We start from the raw sequence: 14,443 nt of genomic DNA, 5'->3' as shown, positions 1-14,443 counted from the left end.
GCTGAGTTTTTGCTTCTTCTTAAACACATCATTTAAAAATGATCGGCCATATTGTATTCACGCAATAGGGCTTCCACCTTCAATGCCTTGCCGACATCGCCTTTGACTTTCAATTTCCCCATCATGAAGGCGGCGGTACCGTTCAGTTTGCCTAAAAGCATTTTCTTGAAGTTGGGATAAGAGATGAGGATGCCACAATCTGCCCGCTCTTCAAAATTTTCCACTACTTTTGCACTTCCGTCATTCAAGTGAAGCTGAAACGAGTATTCCTCGTCTGTAATGTCATATTGATACGCAGCATGAACTCCTTGAATCGGTCCCGGATTTTTATTCAGTACCTGTTCAATTTTTTTTACCGTTTCCTGTACAGTCAATTCTTCGATCGCTTTTGGCATTTCTCTTCCTCCTTATTTGGATTCTGATTTTGGCAATGAGACAACGTTCCCTGATGACAGATTGCTTTCCCTGTCTTTTTTTCGGATATAAATGGTTTTCTCCACTACGGCATGGACCGTGCCGCTCTCATCAACAAGCTCCACGTCATACACCCGGTCAAGACTCCGTTTTCCCTCAAGAGCTCTCTTAACTTCATCCAGCTCTTCATTCGTTATCTTAAACGTAGCGTACAATGTGCTTTTTCCCGGCTTTTTAAACCGGATGGAGGCGGCTTTATCCCATACGATATAATCATTGCCGAGCATTTGTAAGATCATGTACATATAGATGGGATCCACCGCACCATACATGCTGCCGCCAAAGATCGTGCCGACATAATTTCGGGTACGCCAGTTAAGCGGCAGCTTGATGCGGATCTCCGAATAGTCTCTAGCAATATAGATGACTCTTGCTCCCGTCCCTCTAAAGGCAGGAAACAAGTTAAAGCCGCAGCGGACAATCCTCGTCTTCCAGGATTCTTTCATCTTGACACCCCTTTCTTCGCTATGAGTGTTTTCGAAATTTTACTGTCCTCCTACTTCACTTGAATTAATTTATCGGGATCTCTTCTGTGCGTTTTATAATATTTCACCATGCTGGACACATAATCTTTAAAATCAGGACATTGAACGCCGCCTTTTGCGAGCACGCCCTTGGCTCCTGAAGCATCATATTGTGAGGTGCATCGGAAATACTCAAGCGCTTCCTTTTCTACTTTAAAAAAGCGCCGGAATATGGAAATAGAAAGAGCAAATTCAACAAGCGCTGGTGAAATGGTCCACGAAGGTGTTTTGCCGAGCAGCTCTTTGCAAACCATGCGGTAAAGCTCCCGGCTTTCATAAGGTGAAGGATCTGTGAGGTGGAACGCCCGATTTACGGCGTCTTCTGATTGCGCCAGACACAATGTGGCATCAACGATATAGTCAGCAGGCACAACGTTGAACAGGGCCTCCGACTTGCCCAAATAAGGAATGGGTATATATCGAAGACGGTCTAAAAAGCGCATAATAAAATATGGGCCATCAAACTTAACCGTCTCCCCGGTCACGGAATGTCCCACCACTACCCCAGGCCGAATAATGGTGTAAGGTACATTTTTAAGCTCTGCCACGAGCTTTTCTGCTTCAAACTTTGTAGATTCGTAATGGTTCTTAAAGGCCTGTCCTTTATCAAGCTCATCTTCTTTAATAACGCCAACCCTTTTTCCTGAAACATAGGCTGTGCTGAAGTAGATGTAGCGCTCTAAGAGTGGAAGTGATTGAGCGAAGGTGTTCACATTGCGAGTGCCCGTTATGTTGACGTCTTCTGCAATCTTTTTTGGTACGGCAAGATCATAAACCGCAGCCAGATGAAAGACATGTGTCATTTGTTCCTTCAGCCATTCTGTTTGTTCAGCATCCAAATCAAGTCCTTCCTTCGTAATATCTCCTGCAAAAAGACGCATATTTTGCTTGTTAGCTGCCAAGCGCTCTGCTTTATCCAGCTGGCTGGGGTGGACAATAAGCGCGAATTGCGTATCTTCATTTCGCCGCTGCATTTCTTTCAGTAGCTTTGAGGCAAGAAAACCAGGATAACCTGTCAATAAACATCCTTTCATGAACCATTCGCCTCCTTTAGCAGTAAATACGAATACGTACTGGTACTACTTCCCTATAAAACCAGCAAACAGCCGATTTTATAACGATAGATTGACATAAGCTCCGACAACAATCCGGTTAAGCAAGCGGGCCAGCCGGTCCAAATCCAGCTCAATGTCTGATTCAAACAGGGTTTGGATGACGACCTCATTGACCGCACCGACCATGGCCTGTGAGACGACCAATACTTCCTGATCAGGAACGGATGCTGGCATGGTCCCCTGAACCGTATTATAGAGCAGGCTGGCAAATCGCCGATAAGCTTCCCGGCGAACATTCTCTACCGTAAGGCTTACACCCACTGAATCAATTAATAATAGTTTGGCAGCGTTAGACTTCATTTCGCATATTTCAATATAACGGCGGATGCCGGCGTAGGCTTTTTCGCTAATTTTCTCTTCCCTTTGAACAGCAGCTTCCACATCTGCAATGAGCTCTTCAGCCAGCTGTGTGCAAAGGGCGGCAAGCAGCTCCTCTTTGCTGCCAAACGATTGATAGAATGTTGTTTTTGACACCCTCGCCAGCTCAACAATCTCAAGGACTGACGTTTCCTTATATCCCTTAACCGTATAGAGCTGGAGCGCGGCATACAGCATTTTGTCTCTGGCTTCTGTCGGCATTTCTGTTACAAAAAGCACATTCATCATTCCATTCTTTCATATGTGTACGAGTACGTACTCGTATTGTACGTATAACTTGCAGCCCCTGTCAATCGGCTGCAGCATCATTTACTGCTCTTGAAGGGAGCTGCTTGAAAAAAGGAACCTTCTCTGCGCCTGTCATACGAGCATAGACAAACAGCTGTCCTTTATGGTGAATCTCATGATCAATTAAACTTTCAATCCAATACTTCCCTAGCGCCCCATACCCGAAAATATCAATTTCCTTGCTCAAATGAGCACTTTCCAGAACAGAAAAATCCCTTTTTGATTTTTGAGTGAACTCCTGAACGATCTCCCGCACCTCATCCATCGTTTGAAACTCGCGCGGTGTGGCAGGCGATACAAACCGCCCGTTTTTAATCGTTTCCAAAAACATATCTGTGGAACCTGCGATATGAACCGCCAGCTCTCCCATTGAAAAACCATCTTTCCACGGTTTAAAAAACACATGCTCCGGCCCTATCTGATCCAGCAGATCGTGCAGTACAGTCCTGTGTTTGAGCCAATTTTGATAGTATTCTTCCACCATTTTTTATCGCTCCTATCTCAAATTTCCAATATAAACTAATTCGATGTTCCTCGTCTTTACCCTTTATTAAAGAACACAAAAAAGTCCAGCACTTTTCTGCTGGATTATGGCCGGGGTGATCCGTTGATTCCCTGAGGAAAGGTGAAGACATTATAGGGATCATATTTTTTATTTACTTTTTTTAATCGCGGTGCATTCCATCCGAAATACTCTTTTTCATAATGCCTTAAGTGGCTGTATGGAAAGTTGACAAAAGAACCTTATGTCAGGGATTTTACATAAGGAAATCTTTTCTTCAGCCACTGTGTGTTCTCTTCGGCAAATGCCGGATCGGTCCAGAATGCCGTTTCAAAAGGATTGATCTGGCTGGCCTTTCCTCCTAAAGCATATACCGTAATAGCTGCGTAAATTGACCCCTCAGCCCGTTTGCTGATCAGCCCGACAATATTTCGAATCTCTTTTTCACTGTATTTCCTGTACACAAATCTTCCCGTAGATTTAAAACTCTCATACTCTGGATAGGTCCTCTATCTATACATAGTGGAGAAAAAAACTCCCTATCATAAGGTATGTTGAGAAAGGACAGACAGTCATTTTTTTAATGGGTTCTTATTTTTTTTGTTTGTAATACGTTAACGCCAGTGCAAATGCGAGAACCGCTCCCTTCACAATGTCCATGGAATAGTAAGGCACAGACATCATGACAAGGCCATTCTGCAGAATGCCAATCAATACTGCGCCGACCAGGGTTCCAAAAGCATTGGGTTTGCCTGCACCAAACACCGAAAAACCAATAAAAGCCGCAGCCACAGCATCCATTAAATATGGAGTGCCTGCATTGATTTCAGCAGTCATCACTCTTGATGCCAAAACAATGCCGCCGATCGAAGCAAAAAGAGCGGACAGCAGATAGGCCGCTACCTTATATTTGTTTACCGGGATGCCTGAAAGCCTTGCTGCTTCTTCATTCCCGCCGATGACATACATGTACCGGCCGTGCTTTGTGTAATTGAGAAGAACATGGACGAGAACGACTGCCGCTGCCATGATCACGATGATCCAAGGGACTTGTCCTATTTTCTCGAACGCTGCACTGATCTTGCCCGTCGCAAACGTTCCATCAGGCATGACCATGTTTTGCGAGATGGTCGCCCCTTTCGTGTACGTGAGTGCAATCCCCTGGATGATAAACATGGTGGCAAGCGTCAGGAGCATATCCGGTATTTTCACTTTAACAATCATCACGGAGTTAATGATGCCTACAATCAGAGCGGCAGCGAGGGCGGAAAGAATCGCTACTACCGTGTTCTGGGAGAACCAGACAAACATTGAGATCGCAATGGCATTCGAAAGAGAGGCCACAGATCCGACAGAAAGGTCAAATCCGTTGACGGACAGTGATATCGTAATGCCGATCGCAATGATGGTAACGATGGAGATCGACCGTAAAATGTTCATCAGGTTATGTCCCTGCACAAAGGATGGATTGGCCGCAGTGAACACACCAATTAAGACCAGAATGGTTAAGATCGTTCCATATTTATAAAAAAAGTCGAACAGCTCAAATTTCTTTTTTGGAGAAACTTGGGCCGGTATTGGTTTTGAAAGCTCCATCTACCTTCCTCCTGTTGAATAGAATAAGAGCTCTTCTTCCGTCGCTGCTGAGGTTTCGAGCTCTTTCACACTGCGTCCGTCATACAGCACGTAAAGACGGTTCGTGATACCTAAGATCTCTGTAAACTCTGAGGACGCATAAAGGATGGCTTTGCCCCGTTTTGCCAGCGCTGATATCAGTTCAAAAATGTCCTTCTTAGCACCTACATCTACACCCTTCGTCGGCTCATCAAAAATATAAACATCGGCATCTGCGATGAGCCATTTGCCGATCGCAATCTTTTGCTGATTTCCCCCGGAAAGATTTTGAACCTTCGTTTTCTCAGATGGCGTCTTAATGCCTAAGGTTTGAATGATTTCAACAGCCTTTTGTTTTTCTGCCCGGCGATCCAGAAAACTTAGTACCTTGGAGAACTGTCCAAGATTGGCGGCTGTTAGATTAGCAGCAACCGATTCCGCGACCAGAATCCCTTCCTTTCTCCGTTCTTCCGGAACGAGAGCCAGGCCCTGCTTTACCGCCTGATGCGGGTTTTTCAGCTTCAGTTTCTTCCCCTTGAGAAGAACAGCGCCTGCTGTAATCTTTGTACAGCCGAACAGGATTTTGCACAGCTCTGTTTTTCCTGCTCCTACAAGTCCCGCGATTCCGATAATCTCACCAGCACGGACCGTTAAGTTCAAATCCTTGATCTTCTCGGCGTCAGAAAGCCCTTTTACCTCAAGAACAGTTTCTCCCACTTTTCCGTTCAAGGCAGGAAACTGCTCATCCAGCGCCTTGCCGAGCATCTGCTCGATGATCCGGTTGATTGAAGTTTCCGAAATAGATTCTTTTATGACTAACTCACCGTTCCTCATCACCGTAATGTCATCACAGATTTCAAAGATTTCCGGCAGCCGGTGAGAAATGAATATGATGCCTACATTTTTAGACTTCAGGTTTCTGACAATCCGGAACAGTTCGTTTGTTTCTGAATGGCTTAACGGCGCAGTCGGTTCATCCAAAATTAGAAAACGGCACTGTGCTGAAACCGCTCGGGCGATGAGAACCATCTGCTTTTGAGCAAGTGTAAGCTCACTGACCAGCTTTTTGGAAGAGACGTTGATGTTCATCTCTTCTAAAATTTGCGATGCCTTCTTATGCAGCTGTTTCCATCTTACAAGCTGCTTTTTACTCATCTCGTTGACCAGATCATGCAGCAGAATATTTTCACCAACGGTTAAATACGGGATCAGCGCGGTGTCAACCTCTTGATGGACGATTTGAATTCCTTCGTCCAGGGCATCTCTCGGCGAAGTGATGGCCGCTTTTTTTCCGTCCAAATGAATCTCGCCCGTGTAATGATTGTAGGCTCCCGACAGAATCTTCATAAGGGTCGATTTCCCAGCCCCGTTCGCTCCGATCAGCGCATGAACCCGGCTGGTTTCACTGGCAAAGCTCACACGATTCAACGCTTTTACACCCGGAAACTCAATACTTATATCCTTCATCTCCAACAGAGCCATCTGCTTCTCCCCTTCCCTCAAAGCAAACACTCTCTTAACTTTAGGCTGTTTTCGCAATCTTTATTGCTCTTGGGCGGAGTTGATTTCCGTTCCAGGCTGCTCGCTTTCCGTGGGGCGTTCGCTGTACCCCTCGGCTCAAGCGCCTTCGGGTTTCACCTGTCACGCTAGTCCCACAGGACAAGGAAGGCTTCGGCAGCGATACATCGCACGAAGAAAATGTGACGTTCATTTTCGAGGAGTCTCGCACCTTACACTCCAATCAACCTGTCGATGAAGAATCAATACAAAAACCATCACAAAGCAACAATCTTTTAGAAAAGAGCCTAACTTTAAAAAGAGAGTGTGCATTTTCATTTTGCATAAATAAAATTTCATTTTGATTAGCCTTCTTACATACATCACATACTGATGTGGGCAAGAGACTCTCAAATCTTTTACTTTACATTCATGACATTCATGGAATGGGACTGCTGGTGTAGTATGAGCCAGCAATTGTAAAATTGAATAGCCGAAAATTGAATTCAAGAAAGAGCTCACTTTTTCTTGCGCGGTTCCAATTTATTAGGCTATTCAAGTCCCATTCTTCTTCCTGAGAGTTTCAGTTATTTTTGGTAGTGATCCTTAAGTGTCTTCATCCAATCTTCCTCAAACGCATCAGACTGGCCCCAGCCTTTAATTTCCTTGGACAGGTTGACCATGTTCACACCCTCGTTTGATTTTTGCAGATCCTTTTGTGAAACGAGAGAAGCTTTCAAATCATATTTTTGAGGTGTTTTTTCACCCGCAAGCTTTTTAGCAAGAATTCTCATATCCACTGCCCCAATGAGCTTAGGATCAACAGCAGCCGTGTACTTCCAAGGACTTTCTTTTTGCTGGATTTCTTGAAGGTCTGCATTGGAGACGTCAATTCCGTAAATTTTGATTTCGTTGCGTCCCGCTTCTTTAATCGCACGTGCAGCCCCGATCGCAAAGGCATCCCATGTGGCAAAAATGGCATCAATCTCGCCTTTTTTATGTTTGTTCAGCATGGCCGTCACCGCATTTTGCGTCTGGACCGACGTATCTGCAGAAGCAACGCCAAAGCGTTCTACTTCCTTGATTCCCGGGTTATTCTTCAATGTTTCTTTATAGACGGCGTTGCGTCGCACCATCGGCGGGAACCCGTCTACCCAAAGATAAACGATGTTGGCCTTCCCTTTGTTCTCTTTAACGAGCTGATCGAGAGCCAGCTTGGCAAGGGCTTCATCGTCCTGAGACGTAAGTGTGACACCGCCTACTTTCGCGAGGTCCGGATTGGAATCAAACGTCACCACGTTCTTTCCTTTTTCCCGAAGCTTCTTAATATCGTTTATGGTAGCCGCATCATCACCGTGAGAGATGATAAAACCGTCGTAATTCTCATCAGCCGCCTGGGCAATCGCATCATGGAACTTGGCGGTATCACCGTTTGCTGTGTAGGTATCAACGGTAAAACCAAGTGCCTCTCCTTCCGCTTTAGCACCTGCTAAAAATTGAGCTGTATGATCATCACCGCCGATTTTACGGATAACCTTGATTCGGGCTCCCTGCCCTTTGGCAAACCGCTTCGGCACGTTATCGAACGAGACCTTTTCATGTTTGCCAGCTGATGAAGCGGTATTGCTTCCGGATGAACAGCCTGTTAATAAAAGTGATAAAGCGACCGCAGAGATTGCCGCGCAATTGATGAATCGTTTCATTTCCCCAACTCCCTTTTTTGTATATCTCTCTTCTCAAGGGGGCACGAGACCAGCGAAATAAGCCCCACCACGTAAAAAAACCTCTCTGGAAAAAGAGAGGTTTCATCGCATATGTATAACGGATTCGTCCTCTCTTATCTCTCAAAACAGACATGCTGTTTTGCTGGAATTAGCACCAATTCCATTACGGAACGGTTGCTGGGCGTCATAGGGCCAGTCCCTCTGCCACTCTTGATAAGAGAATGAATATTTAATTTTTAGAAAATATAGTTATTACTTTAATCCGCAAATGGGGGAAAGTCAATGGTTTTTTTATCATATAAAAAACCTCTCCACAACGAGAGGTTAATCCACCAGGCTTATCCTCGGATATCCCCTCCAAAGATCGCAACGTTCTGCACCTCCGCACCAAACTCCCGGCCATTCCACTTCAGGGTAGTCTGGACATAGCCAAGGCGGTCAGCGTTATATCGGCCGGCGATGTTTTGGTAAGCCAGCAGTTCATACACGCCATTTCGGTCAAAGTCCACCGGGTAAAGACCGCTTAAAGATGAGACAAATCCTTGTATGGGAGCCTTTAATTTTCCATTCGGGTAGTAAATCTCAGACAAGTATTCCTTGTCCTTCGTACTCAAATCGATAATAAATTTTTGCTTCAGGCTGTAGCTGTTCACCTGTGCTTTATATTGGTTCAGATAAAAAACCCTGTACTTCCATTGGTCACTGAATACACCAGAGTCAAAAAGCGGCCCGAACTGCCCTCCTCTGTAGGAAAATACATAGGCGTTGATCATGCCTCCGCTGCCTCCTGTATCCATGACCACCATGATGTCTTCTACCTTGTCACCTGTAAAATCACCGAGAAAAAGGGTTGGATTGTATCCTGAATTTTCTTTAATAGGGATCTGCGTGTACTGGTTGGTCCTGCCGTCCTGAACGACGGCCGCAATGTTCACCCAGTATGGACTATCCGCTGTTTTTTCAGCAGTAAGATACACCGTATCCTGCGAACCGTCTCCGATGACATTCCCTCTTTTCATATCGACTACCTGCCGCTGTCTGTATATGTCGCATCCCTGCCTTCCCCAGTTTCAATAAAACAGTATATGCACTTAAGCCCTGTTTTGGTTTTTATTCAGATCTCGTGATACACTACAAAAAAAGACCGGACAAGCAGGTGCATTCGTGGATATTAAACAATTACAGTATTTTATTGAAGTGGCAAAATATAACAGCTTTACACGGGCGGCTGATGCCCTTTTCATCACCCAGCCAACCATCAGCAAAATGATCAAGAATCTGGAGGATGAGCTTGGGGTTGTCCTTTTTGACCGCTCACGAAAGGGACTGACACTTACGGATGCCGGACAGACCATATTTGACCAGGCCAAGCTGGTCGATAAAGCATTCAACAACCTGGAGATGGAGCTGGACAACCTGCTCGGATTAAAAAAAGGGCATATTCGGATTGGGCTTCCTCCGATTTTTGATCCCCGTCTTTTTCCAAAATTGATCGGCAGTTTTCATGACAGATATCCCCACATTACCTTCGAGCTTATGGAAGACGGATCAAAAAAAATCGAAGAAGAAGTGGCCAGCCTTCAACTGGATATCGGGGTTGTCGTGCTCCCGACAAACACCGATATGTTTCAGTATTTTGCTTTTATGGAAGAGGACTTGCGGCTCATCATCCATCCTGACCATCCGCTTGCTGTCCGGGACGAAATAAATTTAGCTGAGCTAAGAGAGGAATCATTTATCCTTTTTAACAAAGATTTCGTCCTCCATGACCGCATCATCTCCTCCTGCAATCAGGCTGGCTTCAGTCCGCACATTACGTCAGAAAGCTCACAATGGTCCTTTATTGAGGAGATGGTCGTGTGTAAATTAGGGGTCTCCCTGCTGCCCGAGAGCATCTGCCGGCATCTGACGGATGAAGTGCGTGCGATTAAAGTCGTCAATCCTTCCATCAGCTGGCATCTCGCCCTGATTTGGAACAAAGATCAGTATTTATCTTTTGCCGCGAAAGAGTGGCTCAGCTACGCAAAAGAACAATTATCAGAAGAGTAAATAACGGGGCGGTTCTCGAAGGAGAGCCGCCTTTTGCATTTAATCATCTATGCCTTTTCTGTATATCTGAAAGCATTTACATAGATTTCGTCTATGTAAATGATGAAAAATAACAATTTTACTTCCTTTTCTTGGAGGCGTACACTTGGTACCTGTAAGAGGGAAACGCAAAACGACAAAGCGTCCCGATATAAAAAGGGTGTAACACGAGAAAGGGAGATTCTTTTGGAAGCTAAAAAAACGAGCGAAAGCCGCATTATAAATACAGATCAGGTTTTATCCTGTGACTTGAATAATTACAACACATTGTTTGGCGGAGTTTTGATGAAAAAACTCGACAGTGCCGCCTCATTATCGGCACGACGCCATGCACGTGTAAAAACATGTGTAACAGCATCAACCGATTCGATTGATTTCTTGCATCCGATTCACCAGACCGATTCAGTATGCATTGAGTCTTTCGTATCCTATACAGGAAAAAGCTCCATGGAGATTTTCTGTAAAGTTATCGCTGAAGATATTATCACTGGGGAACGAAGAATCGCAGCTACAGCCTTTTTGACCTTTGTTGCTTTAGGTGAAGACAAACGTCCGGTTGAAGTACCGGCAGTCATCCCTGAAACAGAAGAAGAAAAATTCCTTTTTGATACTGCGAAAGACCGTGCAGAAATGCGCAAGATCCGCAGAGCTCGAAGCAAGGAGTTGGCTGAGGTTATTACACTAAGAAAACCTTGGCAGCAGGAAGGAGCATTAGTATGATTACGTTATGCAGCCACAGTGAATTGAAAGAAGCAAAAGAGTCCTTAGAAAACCTTGAACGCACGTACCCTTCTCTTTATGAAAAATGGGTGCACATCATCAATCTGACTCGTGCACTTCAGTTTAAATATCAATACATGGGCTGTCTTATAATGAATGAAGATTGCAGACGCTATTCCCCTGAGTTTGTTCAAGGGTCCGTCATCCGCCTCTATAAAAGTGAGATTGAAAAACTTTTATCAGATACAGACATCGAGGCACTGCGAAAAACCATCTCCAGCTGCCCCAATGCCGGCTATGCCAAGATCAGCCTTCTGGCACTCGGAAGAACTCCGGAATCATTAGTAGGGACATCCGCGATCATCAGCTAATCATAAAAAAGAAGCAGACTCTCTGCTTCTTTTTTCACTACATAGTAAAGGTATGAGTGAGTTCTTCCATTTCTTTCGCAAGTTCATCGAGTGAAGCCGTATAGGCTGACATCTCTTCAATCGAAGCTAACTGTTCTTGTGTAGCAGCCAGCACTTGCTGAGAAGACTTGGCTGTTTCAGCAGCAATGGCTGAAATCGTGTCCATAGACGAAACCGCCTGTTCGTTTCCGGCAGAAACTCCGTGTACTGCACCTGATACTTGGCTGATATGTTCAGTTACAGACTGAATGGAGTTCTGAATCTGTTTGAAGGAGGATCCTGCGTCATTCATAACACCGATTCCTTCGCTGACCTCTGCATTGACAAGATCCATCGTCTGTACCACCTGAGCGGTTTCATTTTGAATATGAAAAATGATGTCACTGATCTGCTGAGTTGCTTCTCCGGACTGTTCGGCAAGCTTTCTTACTTCGCTTGCTACGACGGCGAAGCCTTTTCCGTGCTCTCCTGCCCTTGCCGCTTCAATAGCCGCATTTAATGCCAGCAGGTTTGTCTGTTCAGCAATTCCTTTGATCACTTCCACGATATTTCCGATCTCACTGGAGCGGTCTCCGAGCCCTTTTACCGTGTTGGACAACTCACTTACATTCGTGAAGATCGCGTTCATCTGCTGTTCCGCCGATCCGATGGACTGAGTTCCCATATTCGCTTTATCAAGTGTGTCATGAATGCTGCTGGAAACACGCTGCGCACTTTGGTCAACATGCTGAAGGCTCTCTGTCACTTGCCGGATGAGGCCGGCTGCATCTGAAACGCTGTACACCTGATGCTCTGCTCCCTTGGCCGCCTCTTCCATCGTTCCGGAGATCTGTTCAGCTGCCCCCGTTGTTTGCCTGACACCATGTGATAGATGATTGGAGTACTCATTGATCGATTTAGATGCCTTCTGAATCACTGTTAACACATGTGCCCAGGAATCCACCGTATGATTAATGCTCACTGCAATGGACTTCAGCTGACCCAGTTCCTCCTCCTTCAATCGGCTTCCCATACTGCCCTTTGCCAAGTCATGAAGGTAGTTGTTGATCGGATTCATTGGTGCAAGAAACCGCTTATGGTTCAAACATGCGGATAGAATCCCTACAGCCAGTCCCATTAAGGAAGTGAACAGGGTAGTGTAAAAGAATGCCTGTCCCTGAAGACCGTTTCCGTAGCTGACAGCAGCCCCGGCCAGGCAGGTTGCAGGCAGAACAATAATCAAAGTACGAAAAATATAGTGCATCAAACTCATGGTCTTAGTTCCTCTCATTTTTATTGAACTGGTTTACATTTATTACTAGTTATATCGGTTTTTCCCAGGAACTTTGCACTATTTTATAACAAAAAACCTTGAACGCATCTGCGGATGCTGTTCAAGGTTTTCATCAGTCTTCGTCTTTCGCATCCCAGTCTTCAGGGATCGGCTCGTTCATATACTCTTCCACCAGTTTCTTGTATTTTTCCATCTGTTCGAGGTGGGAGTTAAACTGCTCTTTATTAATCAGATACTCGCTGCCGTCATAAAAGGCACGAATCTTTTTTTGCTGAATCAAACTTTCAATATAGGATTCCGGCAGATCAAGAAATTCTGCCGTTTCTTTTAGCGAGAGATACATGGGTTCACCTTTTCCGTGCTGCCATTTTCACAAGCCTTACAGCACCATATCTCCCCTATTATCCACCCATTGCGGTTTTTCTTCAAGGGCTGTTATTAAGAGAAAATCCTTCCGATCTCTTGAATTTCCTCTTCTGAAAGCTGCACATCGAGCGTCTTTAAGTTGTTGCTTACTTGATCGGCACGTTTGGCTCCCGGAATGATGGTGTCGATTGAAGGCTGCGTTAAATACCATGCCAAGACAACATGAGCAACCTCCGCATTCTTTGCATCCGCTATTTTACGGATTTGGTCGACCTTCTTTAAATTGCGAACAAAATTTTCACCTTGGAAGTGAGGCATTTTCGCACGAAGATCATCAAACTTTGTATCCTTGTCATACTTGCCAGCCAACAAACCGGAGGCAAGCGGGAAATAAGGAACGAACGAAATACCTTTATCCGCTGTATAAGGAAGCAGTTCATTTTCAGCGTCACGCTGCAACAGGTTATACTCTCCCTGAAAAACATCCACATAGCCGTCAACGTTGGCTTGCTTCAATTGTTCGATGGAAAAATTAGAAACACCAATCGCCTTAATCTTTCCTTGATCCTTCAGCTCCTTTAAGGCTCCCACCGCTTCTTCCTTCGGAGTGTCTTCATCCGGGAAATGTATATAAAACAAGTCGATATAGTCGGTCTGCAGGCGCTTCAAGCTTCCTTCTACCGCTTCTTTTAAGAATGCAGGCGAGTTATCGAAAACGACTTCCTTTCCGACAAATTTATGAGCTCCTTTTGTGGCCAGTACCGCTTTATCACGGCTTCCCGTTTCTTTTAACACCTGTCCGATCAGTTCCTCTGAGCGCTCAGGTCCATAAATATAAGCTGTATCCAAAAAGTTAATGCCGATATCCAACGCCCGTCGCACCAATTCTTTTCCAGCTTCCTCATCCAGATTGGGATACAGATTATGTCCCCCTACCGCATTCGTACCAAGTCCAATCGGGTTTACCAATAGATCTGTCTTTCCGAGTCTTGTTTGTTTCGCCATGTGCTGCTCAACTCCTTATCTTTTGTTGGTTTTATCGTAGCAAAACGCTTGTCCAAAAGAAAAAATTTGGATTTGGGGTGCTCTTGAGTGCGTTTCTCGGGTTGAATTCCGTCCCAATTCGACAATTTGAAAATAAATCTGAGGTTTTTGAACATAAAATTGAAGGGCAGACTTTGCTGTTTACTCCCCTCTTTAGCAAAAAAAGGGGCTGTCCAAGAAGTCTGTAAGCTGTTGATTTCCGTTCCAGGGTGCTCGCTTTCCGCGGGGCGTGCGGTGAGCCTCTTGGCGCTAGCGCCTGCGGGAGTCTCACCTGTCACGCTAGTCCCGCAGGACAAGGAAGGCTCCGGCAGCGTTTTATCGCACGAAGAAAATGTGAAGTTCATTTTCGAGGNNAATCAACTTTTCATTGAAGTTTTTCAAGCCAAAAAGGAGCTGCTGAAGGTCAATTTTCGACTTTCAGGACAG

At 45.1% G+C, this 14,443-nt stretch carries 16 protein-coding genes, 1 pseudogene and 1 riboswitch; of the genes and pseudogenes, 3 read left to right on the top strand and 14 right to left on the bottom strand.

The features are described 5' to 3' along the window. Positions 1–32: 32 nt before the first annotated feature. The 11 genes and pseudogenes from P4361_RS02105 to P4361_RS02060 all read right to left on the bottom strand — a co-directional run bounded on the left by P4361_RS02105 (position 33) and on the right by P4361_RS02060 (position 9,135). Complete coding sequence (locus tag P4361_RS02105; protein ID WP_328088151.1) at positions 33–395, bottom strand: SCP2 sterol-binding domain-containing protein; 363 nt, start codon at positions 393–395, stop codon at positions 33–35. A 12-nt stretch (positions 396–407) separates the two neighbouring features. After that, on the bottom strand, positions 408–920 hold the full coding sequence (locus P4361_RS02100; protein WP_328088150.1) for a DUF4442 domain-containing protein: 513 nt from the start codon (positions 918–920) through the stop codon (positions 408–410). Positions 921–970: 50 nt separating this feature from the next. After that, positions 971–2,032, bottom strand: a complete 1,062-nt coding sequence (locus tag P4361_RS02095) for an SDR family oxidoreductase (protein WP_328088148.1) — start codon at positions 2,030–2,032, stop codon at positions 971–973. Positions 2,033–2,110: 78 nt separating this feature from the next. Next, positions 2,111–2,719: a TetR/AcrR family transcriptional regulator gene (locus P4361_RS02090; RefSeq protein WP_328088147.1), complete on the bottom strand. Its 609-nt coding sequence runs from the start codon at positions 2,717–2,719 to the stop codon at positions 2,111–2,113. Between the two features lie 61 nt (positions 2,720–2,780). Continuing rightward, on the bottom strand, positions 2,781–3,263 hold the full coding sequence (locus P4361_RS02085) for a DinB family protein (protein ID WP_328088146.1): 483 nt from the start codon (positions 3,261–3,263) through the stop codon (positions 2,781–2,783). A gap of 104 nt (positions 3,264–3,367) precedes the next feature. Next, positions 3,368–3,508 (bottom strand): annotated as a pseudogene (locus tag P4361_RS23185) (BBE domain-containing protein); the annotation flags it as partial. Positions 3,509–3,523: 15 nt separating this feature from the next. Continuing rightward, positions 3,524–3,745 (bottom strand): hypothetical protein, encoded by a 222-nt coding sequence (locus P4361_RS02080; protein ID WP_328088145.1) that lies wholly within the window; start codon positions 3,743–3,745, stop codon positions 3,524–3,526. A gap of 127 nt (positions 3,746–3,872) precedes the next feature. Beyond that, positions 3,873–4,877 (bottom strand): ABC transporter permease, encoded by a 1,005-nt coding sequence (locus tag P4361_RS02075; protein ID WP_328088144.1) that lies wholly within the window; start codon positions 4,875–4,877, stop codon positions 3,873–3,875. Next, positions 4,878–6,377, bottom strand: a complete 1,500-nt coding sequence (locus P4361_RS02070; protein ID WP_328088143.1) for a sugar ABC transporter ATP-binding protein — start codon at positions 6,375–6,377, stop codon at positions 4,878–4,880. Between the two features lie 602 nt (positions 6,378–6,979). Further along, positions 6,980–8,095, bottom strand: a complete 1,116-nt coding sequence (locus tag P4361_RS02065; protein ID WP_328088142.1) for a sugar ABC transporter substrate-binding protein — start codon at positions 8,093–8,095, stop codon at positions 6,980–6,982. A gap of 131 nt (positions 8,096–8,226) precedes the next feature. Beyond that, positions 8,227–8,336: riboswitch (SAM riboswitch) on the bottom strand. A gap of 118 nt (positions 8,337–8,454) precedes the next feature. Continuing rightward, complete coding sequence (locus tag P4361_RS02060) at positions 8,455–9,135, bottom strand: hypothetical protein (RefSeq protein ID WP_328088141.1); 681 nt, start codon at positions 9,133–9,135, stop codon at positions 8,455–8,457. 145 nt (positions 9,136–9,280) lie between these two features. Here P4361_RS02060 and cidR point away from each other — a divergent pair, with 145 nt between their 5' ends. The 3 genes from cidR (at position 9,281) to P4361_RS02045 (ending at position 11,295) form a co-directional block, all read left to right on the top strand. Then, positions 9,281–10,165, top strand: coding sequence for a cidABC operon transcriptional activator CidR (gene cidR / locus P4361_RS02055; RefSeq protein WP_091007650.1), 885 nt, complete (start codon positions 9,281–9,283; stop codon positions 10,163–10,165). 225 nt (positions 10,166–10,390) lie between these two features. Further along, positions 10,391–10,924 (top strand): acyl-CoA thioesterase, encoded by a 534-nt coding sequence (locus P4361_RS02050; protein WP_062238780.1) that lies wholly within the window; start codon positions 10,391–10,393, stop codon positions 10,922–10,924. After that, entirely contained in the window at positions 10,921–11,295 is a 375-nt protein-coding gene (locus P4361_RS02045; protein WP_053355803.1) for a hypothetical protein, read from the top strand. Before P4361_RS02050 ends, P4361_RS02045 begins: the two co-directional genes overlap by 4 nt. Positions 11,296–11,332: 37 nt before the next feature. On the opposite strand, the gene P4361_RS02040 is transcribed toward P4361_RS02045, so the two are convergent. The 3 genes from P4361_RS02040 to P4361_RS02030 form a co-directional block, all read right to left on the bottom strand. After that, on the bottom strand, positions 11,333–12,586 hold the full coding sequence (locus P4361_RS02040) for a methyl-accepting chemotaxis protein (protein ID WP_328088140.1): 1,254 nt from the start codon (positions 12,584–12,586) through the stop codon (positions 11,333–11,335). Positions 12,587–12,719: 133 nt separating this feature from the next. Beyond that, on the bottom strand, positions 12,720–12,950 hold the full coding sequence (locus P4361_RS02035) for an excisionase family DNA-binding protein (protein WP_062238785.1): 231 nt from the start codon (positions 12,948–12,950) through the stop codon (positions 12,720–12,722). A 95-nt stretch (positions 12,951–13,045) separates the two neighbouring features. After that, positions 13,046–13,978, bottom strand: a complete 933-nt coding sequence (locus tag P4361_RS02030; RefSeq protein WP_265408626.1) for an aldo/keto reductase — start codon at positions 13,976–13,978, stop codon at positions 13,046–13,048. Positions 13,979–14,443 lie beyond the last annotated feature (465 nt).

Source organism: Fictibacillus sp. B-59209, from assembly GCF_036216745.1.
Taxonomy (GTDB): domain Bacteria; phylum Bacillota; class Bacilli; order Bacillales; family Fictibacillaceae; genus Fictibacillus_C; species Fictibacillus_C marinisediminis.
The sequence above is the reverse complement of the archived record's forward strand: the minus strand, read 5'-3'. Positions and strand labels throughout refer to the sequence as shown.